This window comes from Candidatus Nanosynbacter lyticus (assembly GCF_030253515.1).
Lineage (GTDB): Bacteria > Patescibacteriota > Saccharimonadia > Saccharimonadales > Saccharimonadaceae > Nanosynbacter > Nanosynbacter lyticus_A.
The window spans coordinates 527,123-549,688 of the sequence record NZ_CP124549.1 but is presented as its reverse complement, the minus strand read 5'-3'; the positions used below and the strand labels follow the sequence as shown (position 1 = coordinate 549,688).

The 22,566-nt window shown below is 51.9% G+C and carries 23 protein-coding genes; 20 read left to right on the top strand and 3 right to left on the bottom strand.

The features are described 5' to 3' along the window. Positions 1-7 precede the first annotated feature (7 nt). Genes NLML1_RS02930 through NLML1_RS02920 form a run of 3 tightly spaced genes read left to right on the top strand, consistent with a single transcriptional unit; the run spans position 8 to position 1,814 of the window. Positions 8-664 (top strand): DUF1653 domain-containing protein, encoded by a 657-nt coding sequence (locus NLML1_RS02930; protein WP_285441324.1) that lies wholly within the window; start codon positions 8-10, stop codon positions 662-664. A 5-nt stretch (positions 665-669) separates the two neighbouring features. Then, positions 670-1,224 carry a non-canonical purine NTP pyrophosphatase gene (locus tag NLML1_RS02925; protein ID WP_285441323.1) on the top strand — a complete coding sequence of 185 codons (555 nt, stop codon included), beginning with the start codon at positions 670-672 and terminating at the stop codon, positions 1,222-1,224. A gap of 20 nt (positions 1,225-1,244) precedes the next feature. Then, a complete protein-coding gene (locus NLML1_RS02920) occupies positions 1,245-1,814 on the top strand; it encodes a non-canonical purine NTP pyrophosphatase (protein ID WP_285441322.1) in 570 nt (189 codons plus the stop codon). Positions 1,815-1,826: 12 nt separating this feature from the next. Here NLML1_RS02920 and NLML1_RS02915 read toward each other — a convergent pair whose 3' ends face one another. Beyond that, positions 1,827-2,669, bottom strand: a complete 843-nt coding sequence (locus NLML1_RS02915) for a phosphate acyltransferase (RefSeq protein WP_285441321.1) — start codon at positions 2,667-2,669, stop codon at positions 1,827-1,829. A 20-nt stretch (positions 2,670-2,689) separates the two neighbouring features. On the opposite strand from NLML1_RS02915, the gene NLML1_RS02910 reads away from it, so the two are divergent. From NLML1_RS02910 to leuS, 4 genes are all read left to right on the top strand, one after another. Beyond that, positions 2,690-3,127 (top strand): GNAT family N-acetyltransferase, encoded by a 438-nt coding sequence (locus NLML1_RS02910; RefSeq protein ID WP_285441320.1) that lies wholly within the window; start codon positions 2,690-2,692, stop codon positions 3,125-3,127. 192 nt (positions 3,128-3,319) lie between these two features. Beyond that, positions 3,320-4,621 carry a Mur ligase family protein gene (locus tag NLML1_RS02905; RefSeq protein ID WP_285441319.1) on the top strand — a complete coding sequence of 434 codons (1,302 nt, stop codon included), beginning with the start codon at positions 3,320-3,322 and terminating at the stop codon, positions 4,619-4,621. Between the two features lie 30 nt (positions 4,622-4,651). Beyond that, entirely contained in the window at positions 4,652-5,881 is a 1,230-nt protein-coding gene (locus NLML1_RS02900; RefSeq protein WP_285441318.1) for a hypothetical protein, read from the top strand. 13 nt (positions 5,882-5,894) lie between these two features. After that, on the top strand, positions 5,895-8,414 hold the full coding sequence (gene leuS / locus NLML1_RS02895) for a leucine--tRNA ligase (RefSeq protein WP_285441317.1): 2,520 nt from the start codon (positions 5,895-5,897) through the stop codon (positions 8,412-8,414). A gap of 14 nt (positions 8,415-8,428) precedes the next feature. Here leuS and NLML1_RS02890 read toward each other — a convergent pair whose 3' ends face one another. Then, positions 8,429-8,884: a hypothetical protein gene (locus NLML1_RS02890; RefSeq protein ID WP_285441316.1), complete on the bottom strand. Its 456-nt coding sequence runs from the start codon at positions 8,882-8,884 to the stop codon at positions 8,429-8,431. Positions 8,885-9,055: 171 nt separating this feature from the next. On the opposite strand from NLML1_RS02890, the gene NLML1_RS02885 reads away from it, so the two are divergent. Genes NLML1_RS02885 through tpiA form a run of 7 tightly spaced genes read left to right on the top strand, consistent with a single transcriptional unit; the run spans position 9,056 to position 14,383 of the window. Beyond that, entirely contained in the window at positions 9,056-9,205 is a 150-nt protein-coding gene (locus NLML1_RS02885) for a hypothetical protein (protein WP_162323492.1), read from the top strand. 27 nt (positions 9,206-9,232) lie between these two features. Further along, complete coding sequence (gene nusB / locus NLML1_RS02880; RefSeq protein WP_285441315.1) at positions 9,233-9,688, top strand: transcription antitermination factor NusB; 456 nt, start codon at positions 9,233-9,235, stop codon at positions 9,686-9,688. Further along, positions 9,669-10,166 carry an NUDIX domain-containing protein gene (locus NLML1_RS02875; RefSeq protein ID WP_162323490.1) on the top strand — a complete coding sequence of 166 codons (498 nt, stop codon included), beginning with the start codon at positions 9,669-9,671 and terminating at the stop codon, positions 10,164-10,166. Before nusB ends, NLML1_RS02875 begins: the two co-directional genes overlap by 20 nt. Before the next feature lie 9 nt (positions 10,167-10,175). Continuing rightward, positions 10,176-10,883: a ribonuclease III gene (gene rnc, locus NLML1_RS02870; RefSeq protein ID WP_285441314.1), complete on the top strand. Its 708-nt coding sequence runs from the start codon at positions 10,176-10,178 to the stop codon at positions 10,881-10,883. 46 nt (positions 10,884-10,929) lie between these two features. Further along, positions 10,930-12,354: a pyruvate kinase gene (gene pyk, locus NLML1_RS02865; RefSeq protein ID WP_285441313.1), complete on the top strand. Its 1,425-nt coding sequence runs from the start codon at positions 10,930-10,932 to the stop codon at positions 12,352-12,354. A gap of 12 nt (positions 12,355-12,366) precedes the next feature. Further along, complete coding sequence (locus NLML1_RS02860; RefSeq protein WP_285441312.1) at positions 12,367-13,602, top strand: phosphoglycerate kinase; 1,236 nt, start codon at positions 12,367-12,369, stop codon at positions 13,600-13,602. Between the two features lie 19 nt (positions 13,603-13,621). After that, positions 13,622-14,383, top strand: a complete 762-nt coding sequence (tpiA, locus tag NLML1_RS02855; RefSeq protein ID WP_285441311.1) for a triose-phosphate isomerase — start codon at positions 13,622-13,624, stop codon at positions 14,381-14,383. Between the two features lie 247 nt (positions 14,384-14,630). On the opposite strand, the gene NLML1_RS02850 is transcribed toward tpiA, so the two are convergent. Continuing rightward, positions 14,631-15,305, bottom strand: coding sequence for a hypothetical protein (locus tag NLML1_RS02850; RefSeq protein ID WP_285441310.1), 675 nt, complete (start codon positions 15,303-15,305; stop codon positions 14,631-14,633). 70 nt (positions 15,306-15,375) lie between these two features. Here NLML1_RS02850 and NLML1_RS02845 point away from each other — a divergent pair, with 70 nt between their 5' ends. Genes NLML1_RS02845 through NLML1_RS02820 form a run of 6 tightly spaced genes read left to right on the top strand, consistent with a single transcriptional unit; the run spans position 15,376 to position 22,510 of the window. Beyond that, complete coding sequence (locus tag NLML1_RS02845; RefSeq protein WP_285441309.1) at positions 15,376-16,527, top strand: hypothetical protein; 1,152 nt, start codon at positions 15,376-15,378, stop codon at positions 16,525-16,527. After that, positions 16,527-18,626 carry an ATP-dependent helicase gene (locus NLML1_RS02840; RefSeq protein WP_285441308.1) on the top strand — a complete coding sequence of 700 codons (2,100 nt, stop codon included), beginning with the start codon at positions 16,527-16,529 and terminating at the stop codon, positions 18,624-18,626. Before NLML1_RS02845 ends, NLML1_RS02840 begins: the two co-directional genes overlap by 1 nt. A gap of 42 nt (positions 18,627-18,668) precedes the next feature. Then, on the top strand, positions 18,669-19,868 hold the full coding sequence (locus NLML1_RS02835) for a resuscitation-promoting factor (protein ID WP_285441307.1): 1,200 nt from the start codon (positions 18,669-18,671) through the stop codon (positions 19,866-19,868). Between the two features lie 57 nt (positions 19,869-19,925). Then, a complete protein-coding gene (locus tag NLML1_RS02830; RefSeq protein ID WP_285441306.1) occupies positions 19,926-20,984 on the top strand; it encodes a resuscitation-promoting factor in 1,059 nt (352 codons plus the stop codon). Next, positions 20,985-21,770: a 16S rRNA (adenine(1518)-N(6)/adenine(1519)-N(6))-dimethyltransferase RsmA gene (gene rsmA, locus NLML1_RS02825; RefSeq protein ID WP_285441305.1), complete on the top strand. Its 786-nt coding sequence runs from the start codon at positions 20,985-20,987 to the stop codon at positions 21,768-21,770. Then, positions 21,770-22,510: a purine nucleoside phosphorylase YfiH/LACC1 family protein gene (locus NLML1_RS02820; RefSeq protein ID WP_285441304.1), complete on the top strand. Its 741-nt coding sequence runs from the start codon at positions 21,770-21,772 to the stop codon at positions 22,508-22,510. Before rsmA ends, NLML1_RS02820 begins: the two co-directional genes overlap by 1 nt. Positions 22,511-22,566 lie beyond the last annotated feature (56 nt).

Here is a 22,566-nt window from a genome sequence, read left to right as displayed (position 1 = left end):
AATATATATGATCCGATTTTACTTACAAAAACTAGTTCGCGACAAAGTCGTGAAAAAGTGTCTGGATGACGAAGAAGTTTTACATACGGAGTACCGCGAACTAAACAAGCAAGAATTTCGCCGCGAGTTGCTCCGCAAAGTTCACGAGGAGGCAGACGAAATTCCACTGGGCGATAATCAACGCGACGAATCGCTCAAAGAGCTGGCTGATTTGCAGGAAGTCGTTGACGCGCTGCGCCAAGATTTTGGCTTTTCTACAGAGCAAGTTCAAGAGGAAATGGCGCGTAAAAAACAGGATAAAGGCGGCTTTGACAAGCGGCATTACATTAAATATCATGATCTGGCGGATGATAGTAAATGGGTGGAGATCTTCCGCGCTCAGCCAGAGAAGTATCGCGAAGAAACGGCGGATAGTAAAGAGCAGAGTCGTTGCGCGAAAATAAGCAAGGGTGTGTACAAGCATAGCAAATCAGGCAAGCTATACGAGGTGATCGGCCTAGCCTTAGAAACTGAGACGGAAGAACTCCTGGTGATTTACCGGCCTCTCTATGAGAATGAATATGAATTATTTGCACGCCCTGCCAGTATGTTTACGGAAACAGTAGTGCTGGACGGGAAATCTGTGCCGCGATTCGAGAAAATAAACTCCAAAGCTCAGGTGTAAGTGTGATGAAGACGATTACGTTTATCACAGGCAATCAACACAAAGCAGATTATTTATCGCGCATGCTGGGTTTACCGCTGAAGCATCGGGCGGTTGATTTAACGGAAATTCAATCGACTAGCTTGGAAGAGATTGTTGAGCATAAGGTACGTCAGGCGTATGCAGTTGCTAAGCGTCCAGTTTTGGTTGAGGATGTGGCGCTTGAGTTTACGGCGCTCAGTGGACTGCCAGGTCCGTTTATCAAGTTTTTTGTCGAGGCGCCGAACGGTTTAGAGAACCTCTGTCGGATGCTTGATGGCTTTGATGATCGATCGGCAGCAGCGGCGTGTGTGTTTGGCTACTACGATGGTGAGCAGGTCAAGTTGTTCCGCGCTGAACTTGGTGGCGTCATCGCCAAGCATCCTGCAGGCAATGGTGGTTTTGGCTGGGATAAAATATTTTGCCCAGATGGCTACGGCGGCAGAACTCGCGCTGAACTTTATGCTGACGAATATGTAGTCACGTACCCCACAATTAAACCAATTGACGCCGTCCGCCAATTTCTCGCTACACTGGAATAAGAGGTGCTATAACAAACCCCATGACAAAACATATCAATCTCGTTACCGGTAACCCACGTAAAATCGAGGAGGCAACTGCTACACTGAGCCAATACGACATAGCGGTGGAGATTATTAATCTCGATATTGATGAGATCCAGCACCGTGATCCATTGAAAATTACTGAGGCTAAGGTTCGGACAGCGTACGAGAAGGTTGGCAAGCCGGTTGTTGTTAATGATAGTAATTGGGAAGTGCCCGCGCTCGGCGGCTTTCCCGGTGGTTACATGAAGGATGTTGCGCACTGGTTGGCGCCCGAGGATTTTTTGGCACTGCTCCGCGACAAGGACGATTGGCAAATTGTCCTCCATGATATTGTCGTCTATTACGACGGGCATACTCTACAGACGTTTATCTTTGATCAGCCGGGGAAGTTTGTCAGCCCGCCGCGCGGTGAGAGCGGCGCGTCGGTCAACAAGATTATTACGATGGATGGCAGTAACGGCCTGACGATATCCGAGGTGTTTGATCGGCGCGATCAAGGCTTGGCGGTTGAGACTGATACGCTGCAGCAATGGCATCAATTTGCGCAGTGGTATATCATGCAGTAGTGTCGCTCGTTGCTATAAGTGCGCTTGCGCCATACTAGCAGTAACGAGTGTGGCGCCGATCACATCATCAACGCTAGAGCCGCGCGATAGGTCGCTGATTGGCCGAGCAAAACCCTGCAAGATCGGCCCGTACGCATGACCGCCAGCCAGATGTTCGGCTAACTTATAGGCGATATTACCAGAATCAAGATCAGGAAACACAAGGATATTAGCCATGCCAGCAACCGGACTGCTTGGTGATTTTTTCTGGCCGATAGCGGGGACGATCGCCGCGTCTAATTGCAGTTCGCCATCAATGAGTATATCGGGTCGCTCTGTTTTGACGAGCCGTAGTGCCTGGGTGACGAGCTCGACGCTGTCGCCGCCAGCGCTGCCTTTCGTTGAGTATGACAGCATAGCCACGCGTGGCTCCCAGCCAAGCGACGCTGCACTATCCGCCGAGGTCATAGCAATTGCCGCCAGCTGTTCGGCATTTGGCTGAATGTTCATGCCGCAGTCAGCAAAGAATAACAAGCCGTGTTCGCCACCCTGAAACTGTGGGACGTCTATCACGAAAAAGCTGGATGCATATCGAACATCGGGCGCCAGTCCAACAATTTTCAGTCCAGCCCGCAGCACGTCTTTCGTTGGATGATCAATTCCAGCCACCATAACGTCAGCCTCGCCGCTCGTTAGCATCGTTGCACCGCGATTGATAGCGTTCTCTTCCCCATCGAGCAGCACCGGCTGCACCGCACCGCTCTCCTCTAGTGCCCGCGCCGCCTGCTGGATGATGTGGTTATTACCTTCAGGAAATACCACGCGTGGCGGACGTAAGGCTAAGGTTTTTGCTAAGTCTCGTATGTGCTGATTCATAGGTATAGTATAATGGAAGCATGGACGAATTGACAATTGAACGAGCATCCCATATCACTGAAGCTGATGTGGCAGACATTACTAACCTCATCGCGGCACTCACCAGCAAGCCACACCCGGCTGATACCGAGCTGTTACAGCAGATTATCGACTCGCCGAGTCATGCGTTGCTGTTGGCACGGTTATCAGGCAAAGTCGTTGGCATGGCAACGGTGGCGTTATTACTGGGGCCGGCTGCTGGGCGCAAGATCTACCTCGACGATTTCGTTGCTGATCCGACTATCCAGGGTAAGGGCGTCGGCTCTCAACTCTGGGACGCTATCATCGACTGGGGCCGCGAGCAGGGCGCTTTGAAATTAGAATTCACATCGCGCCCAGAACGTGAAGCAGCGCAGCGATTCTACTTGAAAAAAGGTGCGGTCGTACGTGGCACTAATGCCTTCGCCAAACAATTGTAGGTAAATATTGATCAAACCCCTTGTGCTTTTTAACAGAAAAGCGCATAATATCGTCAGAGCTGGTACGCATAGGGGCGTTTCCTATGCTGCCATCCAAAACAAACACATGAAATTGCCCCGGGTGGGCGCGTAACAGCTCTTTTTTATTCGTCAAGTGGCGCGTTTGATAGCGCTTATGGTATGATAAAGGAGATGTTCAAGAAGTCGTTTGAGAAAAAAATGATACGTTATGTCCGGCAATTTTTTGCCGACCATGCTGATGTCAAGTTGATCGCAGTGACCGGGAGCGCTGGCAAGACGAGTGCCAAAACGGCGATCGCCACTGTGCTATCGCAGCAATTTGCTGTCGCCATGCACGCTGCTGAGCCAATGTCGCACTTGCAAACCCTTCTACAGATTATGGGTGTGCGCTATCCTGAGAATCGTCCGGAGGAGAAGTGGGGATTTTGGCACCGCCGCAAGATGATGCGAGCTGTCAAAAAGCGTGCTCGCGCTGAGCATCCTGAAGCTCATGTCATCGTCCAAGAATTCAGCCCGATGCAGCCTGGTTTTAACGTGTGGTTTCAGCAGGTTATTTTGCCGGACATGGCCGTTGTGACGTCGGTAACCTCTGGCCGCATGCGGGTTGAACATACCGTCGAAGAGGTGGCTGGCGAGATGCTAACATTGGCGAATAATGCTCGCTTTGCGGCCATTAACCGCGATGATATTGACGGTCGATTTGCTGCGTTTTTGACAAATCCCCAGATGACGACATATGGCACTAGCGAGGTCGCTGAGTATTATTTTGAGCAGCATGATTTCTCGCTGGAGCACGGTTATGTCGGCAAGATTATCGGCCCGGAATACCCTGATGGCATCGCGGTGACGCTGCCGCTGCTTGGTGAACATAATCTGCGGCCAGCCGTCGTGGCGATGCTCGCTGGGGTGCGGATGGGTATGACGAAAGAATTGATTGAAAAGGGCTTGAGCCAGTTAGGCCCGCTGCCGGGTCGGATGCAAGTGCTTCGCGGTGCGGATCAGACGATTTTGATTGACGATAGCTATAGCTCATCACCACTGACGGCATTGTCAGCACTACAAACGCTGTACAGTCTTGAGGTGCCGCAGCGTATCGTGGTGTTTGGTAACATGAATGGGCTACGCAAGGATACGCAGGCCGGTCATGCCAAGCTCGGCGCTCAGTGTTCACCAGACGAGCTGGATTGGGTAGTGACCGTCGGTGAGATGGCTAATCAATACCTAGCGCCAGTAGCACGTCGTCGCGGCTGTCAGGTCAAGGAGTGTCGTGATGCGCTGATGGCCGGCGGATTTGTGCGCGAAAAACTTCATGCGGGCGGCGTGGCTCTCTTCAAAGGTTCAAGTGGCGGTGTTTGGCTCGAGGAAGCGATTAAAATTAACCTACACAGCACTGAGGATGAGAAAAAATTGGTGCGCCAGTCACCTGATTGGATTAAGCGAAAAAATGAATTTTTCTCGCGCTTTCGCGGATAGTGATACAATGAAAGTATAACGAGGAGGAATATGGACGACAAGGGTACGAATAGCAAGAAAACACCAGCGGATAAAGCCGCTGCGTCAACACCGCCGGCATCGTCGTCCTTGCGCCCGCCGATCATGAATTCGGTTATGCCGCCAAAAAAGAAAACTGGCCTCATCATCGGTATTGTTACCGGCTCGGTCGTATTGCTGCTGGCTATTGCTGCGGTACTGTTGTACTTTTTCTGGTGGCAAGACCCGCAGAGGATGGTGACTGATGCAGTGGTTAATTCATTCCAGACCAAAAAGGTGGTTTCCTCGGGCAAGTTTGTCATGAATCTCGGCAATGGTAATCGGGTTGATGTTAAACTCAAAGCCGCCACCGACGCACCAAAGTCAAAAACTGAAGCTACGATAAAGTTAGCTATTAACGGCATGGAGATCCAGCAAGACGTCATCCTCACAATGGCGGCTGACGGCAAAGGCACGATTTATATTAAGAGCGAACATCTAAAAGATATCGTGCGCCAGATGATAGAGACGATCATCAAGGCTCGAAGCCGGGGAGTACTACCAGGTACGCGGTCGACGATGATACGCGACCAGATCCTCAAACAGCTTGATGAGAAACTTAACAAGATTGAAGGCAAGTGGCTTAAGGTGTCATTTGATGAGCTTGGCGCGTCATATGCGGATAAAGATACATGTTCCCAAGAAATCTTTGATTTGATCAATGGTGACCAGCAGGTGCGTAGCGAACTGATCAACGCGTATCGCAAAAACAGCTTTGTGACGGTCAAAAAGGACGCTAAGGTCGAGCCGCGTGATGGTGCGCCTGGCTTTGAAATTGATCTAGCTTCGGATGGTAAAATGTCAGACAAACTACGCGCATTTGTCGATTCTCTGGGGGATACGAAACTTGGCAAGAAAATTAAAGAGTGCTATGGCGACAAAGTATTCAATACAGCAAATAAAACTACGTCATCAAAGAAATTGCCTACTATACGCATCTGGGTCAATCCGTGGTCGCATCAACTGAAAGCGATTGAGATTAAGACACACAGTTCAGATGACGACAAGGATCGGAATATCACTATGGATATGACATTTGATTACAGCAAGTCAGAACAGATTGACATACCATCAAATGCCGATAATCTTAAGTCGGTGCTTCAGGATTTTGCCGGCTCATCGCCAATACCGCCGCCGTTTGCTAGGGGTGGTGTGTCTGTAGACGAGAATGACGAAGACACGAACGTTAGCGTCGAGAGATGATATACTAAGGAGTATGAAACGCTACAATCCGACGGAAATTGAGAAAAAATGGCAAGATAAGTGGGAGGCTGATGGTACCTATGTCACTGACCTTGGTGATACGACGCGCCCTAAGTACTATAGTCTCAGCATGCTTCCTGGTATTACTGGCGCGGGTATTCACATCGGTCACGGTCGGACGTTTCAGTTTGCCGACATCAAGGCGCGCTTGAAGCGTCAGCAAGGCTACAATGTATATCATCCAATTGGCTGGGATAGCTTTGGCCTCCCGGTAGAAAATTATGCCATCAAGGTCGGTAAAACGCCGCGGGTGGCGCACGATGAAGCTAAAGCGCATTTCATTGCTCAACTGAAGCGACTCGGCTTTAGTTATGATTGGTCAAAGGAGATTTCTACCGCTGACCCCGAGTATTACAAGTGGACCCAGTGGATTTTTACGCAGCTATACAAGCACGATTTGGCATACCAAAAAGAGCAGCCGCAGTGGTGGTGCGATACCGACAATACGGTGCTAGCTAACGAGCAAGTTGAGGGCGGCAAATGTTGGCGCTGCGGTAACCCCGTCACCAAGCGCAACCTCAAACAGTGGTTCTTCCGTATCACCGCCTATGCTGATGAGATTTTGGAGGCGACTGATGACCTAGACTGGACGGACATGGTCAAAACCATGCAGAAAAATTGGATCGGCCGGTCGGTTGGTGCGGAGGTTGAGTTTGCGGTTGAAGGCCGCGACGACGTCATAACTGTTTTCACTACGCGCCCCGACACGCTGTTTGGCGCGACGTATGTGGCGCTGGCGCCAGAACATCCATTAGTGTCTCAGCTGGTTAATGCCGACACGCGCCAAGCAGTTGAGGCTTATGTGATGGCGGCGCAGCAGAAATCTGACGTTGAACGCCAGGAAAATAAAGATAAAACCGGCGTATTTACTGGTAGTTATGCTATCAATCCAGTCAACGGCCAGAAAGTACCAATTTGGGTAGCAGACTATATCCTCGGTGGTTACGGCACTGGCGCGATTATGGCGGTGCCGGCGCATGATGAGCGCGATTTGGAGTTTGCCGAAAAATTTGATTTGCCAGTAGTGCAAGTGATTGAAAAGCCAGAAAACTCGGCGGATGCTGGCTGCTACACGGGCGAAGGCGAATTGATTAACTCGGGCGATTTTGACGGCCTGCGCAGCGAAGAGGCTCGCGAACAGGTGGTAGCCTGGCTGGAGCAACAGGGCTTGGGCCGGAGTAAGACTACCTATAAAATGCGCGATTGGTTGATTTCTCGCCAGCGGTACTGGGGTGCGCCGATTCCGATGGTTCATGTTGATGGTTATGAGCCAATTGCCGTGGCGGATGAGTGCTTGCCGGTGATTTTGCCAGAAGTCGAGAACTTCAAGCCGACGGGCGGTAACACCTCGGTCCTAGCGCAAGTTGATGATTGGGTGCGCGTGTGGGTTGATGTTGAGACGGGTAAAACGGTGCCGATCACCGAGCCAAAACCAGCGGGCGATAATTGGTATGAAGGGCGGCGCGAAACTGACACACTGGACGGCTATGCCTGTTCCAGCTGGTATTTCCTGCGCTATCTTGACCCGCACAATGACGCCGAGGCGTGGGATCCAATGCGCATTAACCACTGGATGCCGGTGGACTATTACAATGGTGCCGATCATGCGGTAGCACACCTGCTGTATAGTCGTTTTTGGATGCGATTTTTCTATAAGCTTGGTTTGGTGCCGACGCCGGAGCCGTTCAAGCGGATGATGTACAACGCTTACATCATGGCGCCAGATGGCCAAAAAATGTCCAAATCTAAGGGCAATGTTATCGATCCAATGGAAATCATGGACAGCGGTTATGGCGCTGATGCGCTGCGCGTCTATGAGATGTTTATCGCGCCGTACGATATGGATGCGCCGTGGGATCCGCGCGGAGTGCCGGGGACGTATCGGTTCTTAAACCGAGTGTGGAATTTAGTGCAGGAGTTTGTGGTTGCGGACACATCACCATCCACTAACCCTTCCTTGAGCGACCCATCGTCATCGACTGATTCTTCTGAATTATTGCGCCTCACTCACCTCACTATCAAGAAAGTCACCCGCGATATTGAGGATGAAAAGTTCAACACGGCAGTGGCGGCGATGATGGAGATGGTGAACGGCCTGTATAAAATCAAAGAAAAGCATGGCGTTCAAGCGTCAGAAATATGGCGGTTTACCCTGGAGAGTCTGCTGCAAATTCTCGCACCATTTGCGCCGCATATCACTGAGGAATTGTGGCAGGAGTTGGGCCATAGTGACACTATTCATGTCAATCACTGGCCAAAGTGGGATGAGAAATATCTGGTGAGCGATGTGATGACCATCATCGTTCAAGTCAATGGTAAGCTTCGATCACGGCTGGAGCTGCCGGCTGACGCTGATAAAGAGACGATTGAGCAACGAGCGCTGGATGACGAGAAGGTTCGCGCCTATCTCGACGCCCGGACACCGAAAAAGGTGATTTATGTGCCGGGGAAGTTGGTGAATATTGTTGTCTAGATGTATTAATACTGCTAAGTACTAAGTAGGGAAGCTTCTTGGCTGTTAATACATACGAGGTTGTCTTTGTTGTTGGAATCTAGCCCTATTCCGGGCATGGCTTGGCCAGCAGTGCTTTCGGTTATGCAAATCCACGGTCCACTATTCGGGTTGTCATTACGCCAGACGCCATCAGTCACAGCGACTTCTAGTTTCCCCGTTGACGTAAAAGTTGCTAAAAGGTTATCATCGGTAACTCCGCCGGTATCGCGTATTTGGGCGCCGCCTTCCACGATAAGGGTTGCGGTATCGGCAACATGATCCATTGATTCCTTCTCGGCATTACCTAAGTGCTGAGTGGTAAGGTTACACCCAAATGTAACCATTGTCACGCCTACGGCCGCAGCGCCCACTTTAGCTAATGTGCCGCGCCCCTGCTCTGGTGTTTTTGGAGTTGTCTCAGCGATCCAGTTGTGTAATAAATTGCTCATCGTAAAATATCCTTGCTTAGTGGTTGGGTAGGATGTCTTTAATAATATCATAAACACTTAATAAAGTCAATAACTCACTATCACCACCTTGCATCCCCTTGAGAAATCTATCAAAAACCGGTATAATGAAGCCCAAGTGTTACGATAAACTGAAATAAAGGAGATTTTTCTATGGCACAACCAAAAAAGCAGAGCAGCCCGCGCAAGACCGGTCTGCGTCGCAGCCACTTGGTACTGAAATTAGCACGCCGCGTCAACGGGACGTCACCGGTGAAAGTCAAGACGACCAAACGTGAGACTGGTAATAAGAGTACAAAATAAACTAACACGAACAGGAACGTTTTTGTCATGGCTTCAAACCGTCATTTGGGACGAATCGTCGCGTTGCAGACCTTATACGAGATTGAGTTTCGCCAGGAAGTAGGCGACAGCGGGATTAATGTCGCCGATATCTTGACGCGCAATCTTGAGAAATACAAATCGTCAGTCGATGATGTTGAGTTTGTGCGGGGTCTGATCAATGGCGTCACCACGCATAAAGCAGAGCTTGATGATAAACTTCGTCCGCTGGCGCCAGAATGGCCGATTGAGCAGATATCGCGAATTGACCGGACGGTATTGCGGCTCGGGCTGTATGAATTATTGTTTTCTCGGGCAGCAGTGCCACCAAAAGTGGCTATCAACGAGGCAGTGGAACTGGCAAAAACGTTTGGTTCGGATAACTCAGGGAAATTTGTGAACGGTGTGCTCGGCACGGCGTATCGCTCCCTTCAAGAGGATGCCGATGAAGACAAGCAGCTTTGATCATATTAAGAAATATTTTGGCGGTCGCAAAAAACCGTCGATCCAAGAAATAGTTCGCGAGCCAACCGCCGGTGGTGTGGTGTTTCGACGCAATAAAAAAGGTGATGTTGAGTTTCTACTCTACCAAGACGCGCGGGATCGCTGGACAATTCCCAAGGGCCACGTTGAGCCGGGTGAGACGGCACAGGCCGCCGCCAAGCGTGAGGTTGGTGAGGAGGCTGGCCTCAAGAATATCGAGGTATGTGGCTGGCTGGGTAAGATTAATTTTCGCTATCGCCGGCTTGATAAGTTAGTGCTGATTTCGCAGCAAGTGTACCTGATGAAGGCGCTTGATCCGGACGAAAAACTGCAAAAAGAAGACTGGATGAATGGCCTGGCGTGGTTTACCTTTCATGAGGCGCTGGATGAGATCGAGTATGAGGATATTGGCAAGCTGATTCTGCTCGCTATGAAACGAATCAGGCAGGAGAATCTATAGATGAGCGGGATGAATACGGCGCCGTATCAGGAGTTTGCGCGTGAGAAGTTGGGGTTTGAGTTTAATAATTTGGATCTGTTGATTACGGCTTTGACGCATCGTAGCTACGTTAATGAACACAGAAAATCAGTCCACGAGCATAACGAGCGGTTGGAATTCCTCGGTGATGCGGTGTTGGAGCTAGCAGTCACGGAATATTTGTTTACGAATTTTTCTGAGCCAGAAGGTATTTTGACAGCGTGGCGGGCGGCGTTGGTGCGCACGGAAAGTATCGGTGCGGCGGGCGATACTTTGGGTTACGGGCCGCTGATTCGCATGTCAAAGGGTGAGAAAAATGGTTCGGATCGGGCACACTTGCAGATTTTGGCCAACGCGTTTGAGGCAGTCATTGGCGCGATTTACCTGGAGCGCGGCTTTGATGATGCGCGCGATTTTATTCATAAACATATCATCGTTAAGTTGGACGGAATTTTGGAATCAGGCAGCTGGCGCGATCCGAAGTCGTATTTGCAGGAAATTTCTCAGCGTGTTGATGGTCAGACGCCGGTGTATAAAGTTTTGAGTGAGGAAGGGCCAGATCATGATAAGGTATTTACGCTTGGGGTATTCATTGGTGAAACGCTGATGGGGCGCGGCGTGGGTCCGTCCAAGCAGGTGGCTCAACAGCAAGCCGCCCGCCAAGCAATCGCTCGATATCGGGCAGCGAATTCTGAATAGTGATTATATCTTTTCTCAGCGCCTAACCGGTGTTATAATCAAAAGGATGAGTAACACAATTTTTAAACGTACCAAGATCCTAGCGACTGTCGGTCCGGCAACGATGAGTCAGGATAAAATTAGTCAACTTATGCAGGCCGGTGTCAATGGCTTTCGTCTGAATTTCAGCCACGGTAGTTATGATGAGCGGCGTGAGCAAATTAACTGGATTCGCACGGCCAGTCATGAGCAGGGTAAACCAGTTGCCATTCTCCAAGACCTTCAAGGTCCAAAAATCCGCCTCGGTGTTCTCAAAGACAACATGCTGACGGTGCGGGCTGGTGATATGCTGACGCTTGATTCGTCGATTGCAGAACACGATGGAAGCTTTAATCTACCTGTCCAATATAACCTCGCTGAAAAAATGAAAGTTGGCGAGCCGCTATATATGTTTGATGGCAAGATCAAGTCGATCGTTCGTGAAATTGCTGGTCCAACGGCCATCAAGGTTGAGGTGCAGAATGACGGATTTTTGATGAGTCGTAAAGGGTTGAATCTGCCAGATACCGATTTTGGTGGTGATATCTTGACGCCAAAAGATATCGCCGATATCGAGTGGGCGGCTGGTCAAGATTTTGATTATGTGGCGCTTAGTTTTGTACAGACAGAGGACGATATTATTGATCTGCGCTCGCGACTGACGGCGCTGGGCTCGGATGCGTATATCATTGCCAAAGTCGAGACCAAGTCAGCGATCTCTGATGAGCATCTGGAGGAGATCGTCAAGGCGAGTGACGGCATTATGGTGGCGCGTGGCGACTTGGCGGTTGAGGCCGGGGCGGAGATCGTACCAGTTATCCAGCGCCGTATCATCGCTCTTTGCCGCAAGCACTCTAAACTCAGCATCGTCGCGACGCAGATGATGGGCAGCATGGTTGACAATCCTGAGCCATCTCGCGCTGAGGTAAGTGATGTCGCTAATGCGGTCATCCAGGGTGCTGATACGGTGATGTTGTCGGATGAGACAGCCAATGGTAAGTATCCAATTGAAACAGTGCAGGCGATGCGCCGAACGATTATGTACACCCAGGAGCACAGTGATGTCATGGCAGTTGAGTCGGGTGAAAAGCGTCGCAAGCATGATGCGCTGCTCAGCTACACGGCGGCGCGGTTAGCTACTGAACTTAAAGCGCGAGCAATCATTGCTGAGACCAGCACCGGTGTAACCGCGGTGAATGTCGGTGCCTTTCGGCCGAATATGCCGATCATTAGCGTCACCGATAGCCAAAAAACGGCCCAGAAATTAGCGTTAAGCTACGCTACGCGCTCATACGTTCGCCCAAGTGGTCTGGGTTCGGCGAATAAGTTAGCAGAGGAATTGAAGGCCGAAGGTTACTTTGGCGAGGATCCAGTGACCCTGGTATTGGTTAGCGGCCATCAGCCGGGCCGGCCGGGCAAGACTGACAATATCCAGATCCGGACAATGGAATAGGACGAGACAAGGGTGGGCAGATTTTTCAAGCAAACAATTCATGACGTTAATCTCCGCGGACTAACCGTCCTGGTGCGGGTTGATTATAATGTGCCCTTGAGCGCGACTGGCGGGATTGCCAGTGACTTACGAATTCGCGCTAGTTTGCCGACCCTGCGCTATTTACTAGAGCAACGTTGCAAGATTGTTTTGATGAGTCACCTCGGGCGGCCAAAGGGGGCCGATCCGACGTATAGTCTGCGTCCAGTGGCACGCCGACTGGCTGAGCTGCTCGGGCGGTCGGTGCAGTTTGTTGATAGTTGCGTCGGTGATCAGCTTCGTCAAGCAGTGCGGCATATGGCGGCCGGTGACGTGCTGATGCTAGAAAACCTGCGGTTTTATGACGAGGAGTCGCGTGATGATATGGTGTTTGCCAGGGCAATTGCTCGGGCGGTGCGGCCGGATTATTTTGTGCAGGATGGTTTTGCGGTGGTACATCGAGCTCACGCCAGTACGCATGCGATTACACTATACGTGCCGGGACTGGCCGGTGACCTATTGGTGCACGAATATACTGCGCTAACCGCAGCGATGTCGCGTCCAGCGCGGCCACTAGTGGCGATTATTGGCGGTGTGAAAATTGCTGATAAGATTGCGCTGATTGAGCGGCTGATTGATAAAGCTGACACAATTTTGATTGGTGGGGCGATGGCCAATACCTTCCTCGCCTACCGCGGCCACAGGATGGGTCACAGCACAGTTGAGCCGGATCAAGAGCAAGTGCTCGCGGCCATCTACCACCGTGCTGCCGGGAAGGTTGGTGATGAACAGGTCGATCAGTTCTTGCGGCTACCTAGCGACGTAGCGGTGGCGTTGTCACCAGAAGCATCGGGTGATCGTCATGAAGTGTCGGTTGATGGGATCGGTGAGCATGAGATGGCGCTAGATATTGGTGCTCAGACGATGGCACAATTTGCCTCAGTGATTGCCTCGGCCAAAACAGTCATTTGGAATGGGCCGCTGGGGTACTCGACTAACCCGTTGTTTGCTCGAGGGTCGGCTCGGATCGCTGAAGCCATCGTACAAAACCACGGCGTCACCTCAATCATTGGCGGCGGCGATACGGCAGAGTTTGTCCTTAGGTGGGATGGGCATGACGGCAAGCAATTTTCGCATATTTCTACCGGTGGCGGGGCTAGCCTCGAGCTGATGAGCGGCAAAAAATTACCAGGTGTGGAAAGTTTACTAGACGCACACGGACTAAAATGATACACTAAACATAAGCATTATGACGCGAAAAACACTCATTATCGGCAACTGGAAGATGAACCTCACTATGCATGAGGCCAGTTTGTATTTACATAAGCTCATGGAGCAGCTGCCGGTGCGTCGTGACGTCGAGGTGGTGGTGGCGCCAACAATGTTGACCTTGCAGAGTTTGAGCTTGCAAATCAAGCGTCGGATCGTCAAGCTCGCCGCCCAGAATTGTTACTGGCGCGACCACGGTCCATACACCGGCGAGGTGCCGGCGTCGCATCTACATGGTATGGTTGACTATGTCATCATTGGTCACTCCGAGCGGCGACATATATTTATGGAGAGCGACAAGGATATTCGTTTCAAGGTACAGGCAGCACTGCGTAATCGACTTCAGCCGATTCTCTGCATTGGTGAAACGGCGCACGAGCGGACGCTAGGCGAAACGCGCGAGGTACTCCAGGATCAGATTGTAAATGGCCTGGCAAATATCACAGCCGAGGAGATAGACCATGTGGTGATCGCCTACGAGCCAGTATGGGCGATTGGTAGTGGTGAGTATGCGCAGCCGAGTGACCTTGCCAAGGTGCTCAAGGTGATTCGCCAGCAAATCACGCATTTATTTGGTAAAGAAGCAGCTGAGGCGGTACGCGTGGTGTATGGCGGCAGTGTCTCGGTTGATAATGCTAGTGATTATCTCGCAGTGGCGGGACTTGATGGACTGCTGATCGGCGGGGCAAGTCTGGACGCATATCAATTTACGGAGATAGTAAAGAAGGCGCATAAAGAATAGGGGGGCTTATGTCAGACATTGATTTTGACGAACTTGATCGGGCGGTGACGTCACTGATGCAGAAACGGGCAGAGAAAGAAGCGGCTCAGCAGGCGGCCGGTGTTGATACGGACGTGGCGACGTCGACGGCACCCGCGGCTAGTACTGCTGAAAATACGGTGAAGGCGTCGTCGCCTGAATCTGTTCAATCTAGCACCCCCGCTTCTCAGCCTGAACCAGCGACACCTCCGGTCGCGCCGCTAAGCCCTCAACCCAAGCCAGTTGCGCCGCAACCTGCGGTGTCATTATCAACGCCACCGAGCGCGCCAGTGGCTACCGCACCGCAGCCGATTGAGAAGTCTGAACCAACATCAACGCCGCCGTCGCCACTTACGTCACCGTCTTCGTCGGTAGCACCAGCAGCCCCTGCTCCGTCAGCCCCACCGTCGCCTGCCACCACGCCATCAACGCCGATTCCGCCATTGACCATCAAGCCGCTAACGCCTCCGTTGCCGACCACTGCACCGACAGCGACGCCAGCACCGCTGTCGACGCCCGTGTCTGCGCCTGCATCTCCAACTTCAGCCATGGCAACCGTACCCGCATCCGAGTCAACAAGTACCGATACGAGCAAGCCACCAGCCCCGGCCAAGACAACACAATCATCAGCCTCATCAAACACTCCAAGTGCGCCGCCAGCGGCTGCAGCAACACCGGCGCCGACTGCTGTCCCGATTTCTGTTACAAAGCCAGCGCCAAAGCCTGTCTCGAAGCTGACGCTCGAGCCGATACCGTCGTTCAAGACAACCTCGTCGCCTGTCCCGCCGTCGCCTACTTCGATACCAGAACCGCCGACCCGGTCAACAACCCCGGAGTCTAGTGATGACGAGCCACACAGTGAGTCACAGGGCGAGCCGCCGACCTCACTACAAGAATCATCCACCAGGGAGACGGCTTCACCGTCGACGGAAGCCAATGGATTTCCGCACGCCGCCTCAGAGACTAAACCAGCCGTGGTATTTCCAGATATCAAAACACCAGCTAAAAAGGCGGATGACCAGGCTGCCTCAGACGCACCGCAGGATAAAGTGACCGATACGTCAGCAGCGAAACCAACTGATGATTCTTTAGATACAAAACATGATGACGAGCCGGCCGTTGCTCCATCACCAGCTATTTCGCGTCGACCGTCTGGTCGCTTTATGGACGTTGTGCATCCGTCGTCTGTCATGCGTGGACACGGTATTCATCAGCCGCGCACTGGCGTGACGCTGCAGCCGACTGGCTCGTATCTCTCCGGTCGGACTGGTAATGACGGCCAGCGGGGCGTTAACATGACTGAACATGCTGAGGACGCGTCAAGTGACATGATGGCGGATGATAACACTGCTCGCTCATCGGCAGCTGATCGCGAGATTAAGCGTCGACCACCACGCCTCGTTCTGCAGCCCGATCCATCGCATGTGGCCGAAGGTCTGACGTCAGACAATGTGTCGCTCAATACCAAGGACGTACCTGATTATGAATCGATGGCCAGTGAGGCTGAGGCCAGTACTGACAGTGCCTTTATCGAGGAAGGCTTACTGGCAGAGGACGCTCCGGCTAAGGCAGCTGATAGTGAAGGGTTAACCATGGATGAGCTGATGGCTGATGATGATCATCTGGTGACGGATGCGGAAGCCGGAGACGAAGTAGCAGAACACTATGATGAGGTGGCTGATACTGACATCACCGCTGATCGTACGAGCCTCGAAGCAACTATTGATGAAATTGAGGCCGGCGAGGTCGGGGAGCAGCTCGACGCAGATGCTTCCTCGGTAGACGTTTCGTCCAAGCAGTCCGTCGCTGATACATCAGAACTAGACAGTGAACTCATGGCGATCGAGTCGATGGACGAGAGTGACGCTGAGATAGCTGATGATGAGACGCCACGTCGACCGCACACTCCGGGCGATATTCCTCAGCAATACACCGCTGGTGACGAGATCGCACCAGATCCAGAGCCGATGTTTGATGCGGCAGCCAGCCAGCCAGCCACCGGGGAGGCGCTCCAGCCTGATAAGAAAAAATCCGGCATCGGGACGATTCTATTGATCATTCTTTTTGCCCTTATCGGCGTTGGCGGCGGTGCAGCGGCGTACTTTTTCCTGCTATACTATAAGTAATGGACATCCTATCTGAACTCAACCCCGAACAGCGGCGAGCCGTCCAGCATGATGGCGGGCCGCTGCTTATTTTAGCGGGAGCGGGGAGTGGTAAGACAAAAACCTTAACGCATCGCATCGCCTATCTGATTAGCCAGCGAGGGATTTTTCCCAGCCGCATCTTAGCGGTGACCTTCACCAACAAGGCTGCTCGAGAGATGCGTCAGCGCTTGGCTGATATGCTGGGCGAAGACGCCTCGGATCGACGCTTCATGCCGTGGATGGGGACATTTCATAGTATGTGTGTGCGGCTACTGAGGATAGACGGGATGTCAATTGGCCTTAACCGTAATTTTATTATTTATGATGAAGATGATCGGCTGGGTCTGATCAAGCAGTTGATGAGATCGCGTGGGCTGACGGATCACGACATCAAGCCGCGCCACATCGCTGCGGCAATTTCTGCGGCAAAAAATGACATGCTTTCACCCGATGAGTATATGCTGCAGGCGGTTGGCCCCGTCAAACAGCAAATGGCCGAATTATTTGCTGCGTACGAGGCCGCTATGCACCGGGCTGGGGCGCTCGATTTTGATGATTTATTGCTTAAGGCGGTGGAGCTACTGCGCTCCTCGCCTGACATCCGCCACAAATGGCAGCAGCAATTTCGCCACATTCTCGTCGATGAGTATCAGGATACCAATGTGGTGCAGTACGCGTTGATCAAGTTACTGGTTGGCCCAAAGCACAACCTCTGTGTGGTCGGTGATGATGCGCAATCAATTTATAGTTTTCGCGGCGCGGATTATACCAATATTCTTCATTTTGAGCGTGACTTTCCGGGCGCGGCAGTGATTAAACTAGAGCAAAATTACCGTTCAACGGGCGCGATTTTAACGGTGGCAAATAACTTAATCCAACATAACACCCAGCGCACCGACAAGAGCCTGTGGACAGAAGCAGTTGGCGGGATGACACCGCAATTATGGCGACTGTACAGCGAGGCCGAGGAGGCACAGGCAGTGGCTGACGAAATTCATCGCCAGGCCAGGATGGGCCGAGCCTATAGCGACATAGCGGTACTGTACCGCACCAACGCCCAGAGCTACGCCATAGAGCGCGCACTGCGTCAACGGCACATCCCCTACAAGATTGTGGGTGGTCTGCGGTTTCTGGATCGAGCAGTCGTCAAGGATGTGCTGGCTTATCTCAGGTTGCTATATCAACCCAGTGACCGCGTTAGCTTCGCGCGGATCGTTAACCTGCCAAAGCGTGGCATCGGCGCGGTGAGTGTGGCGAAATTTCTCGACTGGAATGATCAGTCGGGCCGGAATATTATTGAGGGGCTGGTGGCGGTTGATGAGGCCTCGGGGTTGAGCGCTCGCGCCAAGCAGCCACTGCGGGCGTTTGGTCAATTGCTGCAAAAATTACAACAATTACTTGACAGTGCGCCGGCTGAGGTGATTGAACAAATTATTGAGCAGACCGGCTACGGCGAGGCAGTGAATGACGGCAGTGTGCAGGCCGAAGAGCGGCTGGAGAACCTCGGTGTTTTGGTGGCTGAGGCGCGCGCCTATGCTGATGTATCGACATTCCTCGAAGACATGGCGCTGATGTCATCAAGTGATAGCCAAGCAGACCAGCAGGTCACCTTGATGACGCTACACGCTGCGAAGGGTCTGGAGTTTCCGGTGGTGTTTATGACTGGCTTGGAGGAAGGAATCTTGCCGCACGCACGGGTATTTGACAGCGGTAAAGCGGATGACGTTGAGGAGGAGCGCCGCCTCTGTTATGTGGGGATTACGCGGGCCCGAGAGGCGCTGTTTGTGACTTGTGCTAGTTCACGGACACAGTTCGGTCAGATCGGCTATAATCTGCCGTCGCGATTTCTCGATGAGATGGGGCTGATGAGCGGCGGTCTGGATGTACCTGCCGCGCCGCCAGCTGGTGATGTGTTTTATACTGATGACATAGGTCTCGAGGTTGGTGAGCGGGTGCGAAGCCCACAATTTGGTGCGGGTGAGGTGGTGGATGTTGACGGGATGGCGGTGACGGTGCAATTTGCTGATGGTAATACGAAAAAGCTTAATGTAGAATTCGCCAGATTAGAGAAAATTTGATATAATGCATAGCAGTTTGTGGTATTGTCCACGAGCGAGATTATGGAAAAGAGTTTATCTATTCGCTACCACTCAAAGAAGATTTTTCTATTGATCGGTTTGCTGGTGCTTGGAGTGACATTGATCCAGCTGGCGGATGCTGCACTGGCGCAGGGTACCGAGCGTCCATCACGGAGCGACGGCCAGCGTCTGATGAGTGTCTATGATAAGGGAGTCGAGAAAACGATTATCACTCGGGCAAAAACGGTGCGCGAGGCACTGAAGGCGGCGCGGATTGAGGTTGACGAGCGGCGAGATGTAGTAGAGCCGGCACTTAATGAAGAGCTGGTCGCTAGTTCATATAACGTTAATATTTTTCGGGCTCGGCCGGTAACGGTAGTCGATGGCCAGGCGCGTATTCGGCTAACTACGGCGGAGCAAACCCCGGCGGCGATTGCCAAAGCGGCGGGGATCAAACTCTATAGCGAGGACATCGTCGATATTCATGCCGCCGAAAACGTGGTTGCTAGCGGCACGAATGCAGTCTTGACCATCAAGCGGGCCACGCCACTGCAGCTCAATCTCTACGGGTCACTGGCTGAAGTACGCACCCACGCGAAAACCGTCGGCGCGCTACTCAAGGAAAAGCGTGTCCAGCTGGCCAGCAACGACACCGTATCACTGCCGCTCGAGGCGCCGATTACCAGTGGTATGCGGCTGGATGTTTGGCGTAACGGTAAGCAGACAATTACCACTGATGAAGATGTCGCTTTTCCGGTCGAGACAGTGCGGGATGCCAATCGCGAGACGGGTCACAAGGAGGTGAAAGAGGCCGGCGAAAAGGGCCGGCGAACCGTGACCTATGAGATTGAGGTGCAAAATGGCAAGGAGGTGAGCCGTCGGGAGATTGCTAGCCAAGTAATAAAACAGCCTAAAAAACAAGTTGAAATCATCGGCACAAAGAATGCCGCCATGCCGTATACTGGTGGTGGTAATAAAGATCAATGGTTATCTTCGTCAAATATCCCGCGTGACCAATGGGGTTATGCCGAGTGGCTGGTGCAGAAAGAGAGCGGTTGGAATCCCAATGCTCGCAACCAGAGCGGTGCCTGCGGTCTCGCACAAGCGTTGCCATGTAGTAAAGTACCAGGAAATCCGCTCAACCCAGTCGATTCGCTAAATTGGATGCATGGTTACGTCATGGGGCGATATGGTTCATGGGAAAAAGCGGTGGCGCACAGCAAGGCCAGAGGGTGGTACTAGTAATTATTAGATAAATATGTTATAATACGTCCGTTAATTAGGTACTAGAGCAGAATGATGAAATGGTGGAAATGGCACATAGAGAAAGGCTGGCGGCCGGTTGTTCTGCTGGGCTGCTTCATGGCTTTCGTGGCCGGTGCGGTTGGCTTGCTGGTATCGCAGTCTGTCCAGGCACAAGATAACCATGCCCAGTCGTCAGCGGAGCGGCTGGTAACGATTCGTGACCGTGGCCACGAACAGACGATCATGACCAGAGCGCGTACGGTACGCCAAGCATTGCAGCTGGCGCGGGTAACGGTTGATGAGCGGCGTGACGTTGTTAAGCCAGACATTGATATGGAGCTGACAGGAACAACATTTACGGTGACAATTTTTCGGGCTCGGCCGGTAATGGTCATTGATGGTTCGCGGCGCTCACATATTACCACAGCGGAGCAGACGCCGCAGCGAATCGCCAAAGCGGCGGGAATCACGCTATATGTCGAGGATAGGGTTGAATTTATGACGAGCGATAATATGTTGCTGGATGGGACAAACGTGCTGATGAACATTACCCGCGCGCCGCTGCGAACAGTGACCGAGGAGGTTGACATTGACTTTCCTGTGGAGCAGATCAAGGATGCGAATCAACCGATTGGTTTCAAGGAAATTAAGCAGCTGGGCGAAAAGGGTATTCGTACCGTGACCTACCAGGTCCAGGCAGAGCGCGGTGTTGAGATCAGTCGTAAGGAAATAAGTAGCCGTATCAGCAAACAGCCCAAAAAGCAAATCGAAGTGATCGGCACCAAGCCCAAAAATCCACTGACGAAGTCAAAGGGTGCGCATATCTTTACTGATTCACGCGGCGTGGCGCACCGCGAAACTTACTATGACCTGCCGATGAATGTTGTCATTAATGCGTGCGGCGGCGGTGGCTACACAGTACGGGCGGACGGTGCCAAGGTGGATAAAGATGGCTATATTTTAGTAGCGGCAAATTATGGTAACTATCCGCGCTGTTCGGTGGTGGAAACCAGCATGGGGCCTGGCAAAGTGTATGATACTGGCGGTTTTGCGGCTCGGCATCCACATGGATTTGACCTGGCGACTGATTGGACAAACGGAGATGGTCGCTAGATGGCGTCAACTCGTGGGCCGAAAAAAGAATTAGGTCAGCATTGGCTGCGTGACCCGGAGATTTTGGCGGAGATCGCCGAGGCGGCGGAACTTGGCAAGAGTGATGTGGTGTTGGAAATTGGGCCGGGGCTTGGTACGTTGACCAGCCGGTTGTTGGCGCGAGCCGGGCGCGTGGTGGCGGTAGAATTTGACGTGGATTTGGCGCGCAAATTGCCGGGGCAGTTTCCTGGTAAAAACCTGGAAGTAATCAATGAAGATATTTTGCAGTTTGATTTGAATCAGCTGCCGAAGGGCTATAAAGTAGTTGCCAATGTGCCATACTATATCACCAGTAAAATTGTTGAAAAGTTGATGACGGCGGAAAATAAACCACGTTTGGCGGTGCTACTGGTACAAAAAGAAGTCGCTGAGCGTATCGCGGCGGAGCCTGGTGAAATGAGTATTTTGGCGGTTAGCGCGCAGCTATTTGCTGAGGCAGAACTCGATATTGAAGTACCGCGGCAATTTTTCACGCCGCCGCCAAAAGTTGATTCACAGGTAGTAGTACTTAAGACTCGCGATGAACCGCTAGTTGCCGCTGAAGACCAAAAAGATTTTTTCCGTGTCGTCAAAGCTGGTTTTTCGGCTAAGCGTAAAAAATTGCGTTCTAGTCTGAGCGGCGGACTGGGCGTCAGTAAAGCTAGCGCCGAGCAGTTACTAAAAAAGGCTAACATTTCACCTGATGCTCGTGCCGAAGATTTAGCGATTGCGGACTGGCAGCGGCTACTGAAAGAGTGGCGGGCATAATGATTGCGGCAGATCAGCCTACTTGTTTTCCTTCTGACCTGTTGGTCGCGGTTTCGTCGAAAGATGATGGCACTATGCTCAACCGTATTCGCGGTCGCCACGTAGCTGAGATAGTGAATAATCGGCGGCGGTTTTGCGATCAAATTGGCATTAATTACGACGACGTTGTCTATCACGTGATTTCATATGACCAAGGACAAACGTTTGATACCATTGCTGATGTTACTGAAGCTGACACGACTCGACATAACAGTGAGGGGATTTTTACTGATGCGCTCTATACCGAAGCGGTTGGTGTCGGTTTATTCTTGCCAGTGGCGGACTGTATCGCCACCGTCATTTATGATCCAAAGCGTCGGGCGCTGATGTTGGTGCATTTGGGTCGGCATTCGACGGTTGCGCAGTTGATGACAAGGGCAATTCAGTATTTTGCCAGGCGCGACAGCCAGGCAAAAGATTTACAAATTTGGATGTCGCCAAGCATCACGCAGAAAAATTATTGTATGGATTATTTTGATCATACAAATGATACGAATTGGCAAAATTTCTGCCGTCAAACAGCTGACGGGATTTATCTGGACATGCAAGGTTTTAATCGTTCGCTAGCCATCCAGGCTGGCGTGCCTGGCGATAACATTTTCATTTCGCCAATTGATACGGCGGACAATCCAAATTATTTTTCGCACTCATCGGGCGATACGGCGGGGCGAATTGCAGTGGTAGCAATGATGCGTGGATGAGCCCTCGGCGAACGCATATCGGTGAAAATTGTTCCAGATAATGATACAATGAGTAG

What these genes read in the sequence shown, in the direction of transcription:
- NLML1_RS02930 (WP_285441324.1), top strand. Translation starts at nt 8, where the DNA reads ATGATCCGATTTTACTTACAAAAACTAGTTCGCGACAAAGTCGTGAAA.
- NLML1_RS02925 (WP_285441323.1), top strand. Translation starts at nt 670, where the DNA reads ATGAAGACGATTACGTTTATCACAGGCAATCAACACAAAGCAGATTAT.
- NLML1_RS02920 (WP_285441322.1), top strand. Translation starts at nt 1,245, where the DNA reads ATGACAAAACATATCAATCTCGTTACCGGTAACCCACGTAAAATCGAG.
- NLML1_RS02915 (WP_285441321.1), bottom strand. Translation starts at nt 2,669, where the DNA reads ATGAATCAGCACATACGAGACTTAGCAAAAACCTTAGCCTTACGTCCG.
- NLML1_RS02910 (WP_285441320.1), top strand. Translation starts at nt 2,690, where the DNA reads ATGGACGAATTGACAATTGAACGAGCATCCCATATCACTGAAGCTGAT.
- NLML1_RS02905 (WP_285441319.1), top strand. Translation starts at nt 3,320, where the DNA reads ATGTTCAAGAAGTCGTTTGAGAAAAAAATGATACGTTATGTCCGGCAA.
- NLML1_RS02900 (WP_285441318.1), top strand. Translation starts at nt 4,652, where the DNA reads ATGGACGACAAGGGTACGAATAGCAAGAAAACACCAGCGGATAAAGCC.
- leuS (WP_285441317.1), top strand. Translation starts at nt 5,895, where the DNA reads ATGAAACGCTACAATCCGACGGAAATTGAGAAAAAATGGCAAGATAAG.
- NLML1_RS02890 (WP_285441316.1), bottom strand. Translation starts at nt 8,884, where the DNA reads ATGAGCAATTTATTACACAACTGGATCGCTGAGACAACTCCAAAAACA.
- NLML1_RS02885 (WP_162323492.1), top strand. Translation starts at nt 9,056, where the DNA reads ATGGCACAACCAAAAAAGCAGAGCAGCCCGCGCAAGACCGGTCTGCGT.
- nusB (WP_285441315.1), top strand. Translation starts at nt 9,233, where the DNA reads ATGGCTTCAAACCGTCATTTGGGACGAATCGTCGCGTTGCAGACCTTA.
- NLML1_RS02875 (WP_162323490.1), top strand. Translation starts at nt 9,669, where the DNA reads ATGAAGACAAGCAGCTTTGATCATATTAAGAAATATTTTGGCGGTCGC.
- rnc (WP_285441314.1), top strand. Translation starts at nt 10,176, where the DNA reads ATGAATACGGCGCCGTATCAGGAGTTTGCGCGTGAGAAGTTGGGGTTT.
- pyk (WP_285441313.1), top strand. Translation starts at nt 10,930, where the DNA reads ATGAGTAACACAATTTTTAAACGTACCAAGATCCTAGCGACTGTCGGT.
- tpiA (WP_285441311.1), top strand. Translation starts at nt 13,622, where the DNA reads ATGACGCGAAAAACACTCATTATCGGCAACTGGAAGATGAACCTCACT.
- NLML1_RS02840 (WP_285441308.1), top strand. Translation starts at nt 16,527, where the DNA reads ATGGACATCCTATCTGAACTCAACCCCGAACAGCGGCGAGCCGTCCAG.
- NLML1_RS02835 (WP_285441307.1), top strand. Translation starts at nt 18,669, where the DNA reads ATGGAAAAGAGTTTATCTATTCGCTACCACTCAAAGAAGATTTTTCTA.
- NLML1_RS02830 (WP_285441306.1), top strand. Translation starts at nt 19,926, where the DNA reads ATGAAATGGTGGAAATGGCACATAGAGAAAGGCTGGCGGCCGGTTGTT.
- rsmA (WP_285441305.1), top strand. Translation starts at nt 20,985, where the DNA reads ATGGCGTCAACTCGTGGGCCGAAAAAAGAATTAGGTCAGCATTGGCTG.
- NLML1_RS02820 (WP_285441304.1), top strand. Translation starts at nt 21,770, where the DNA reads ATGATTGCGGCAGATCAGCCTACTTGTTTTCCTTCTGACCTGTTGGTC.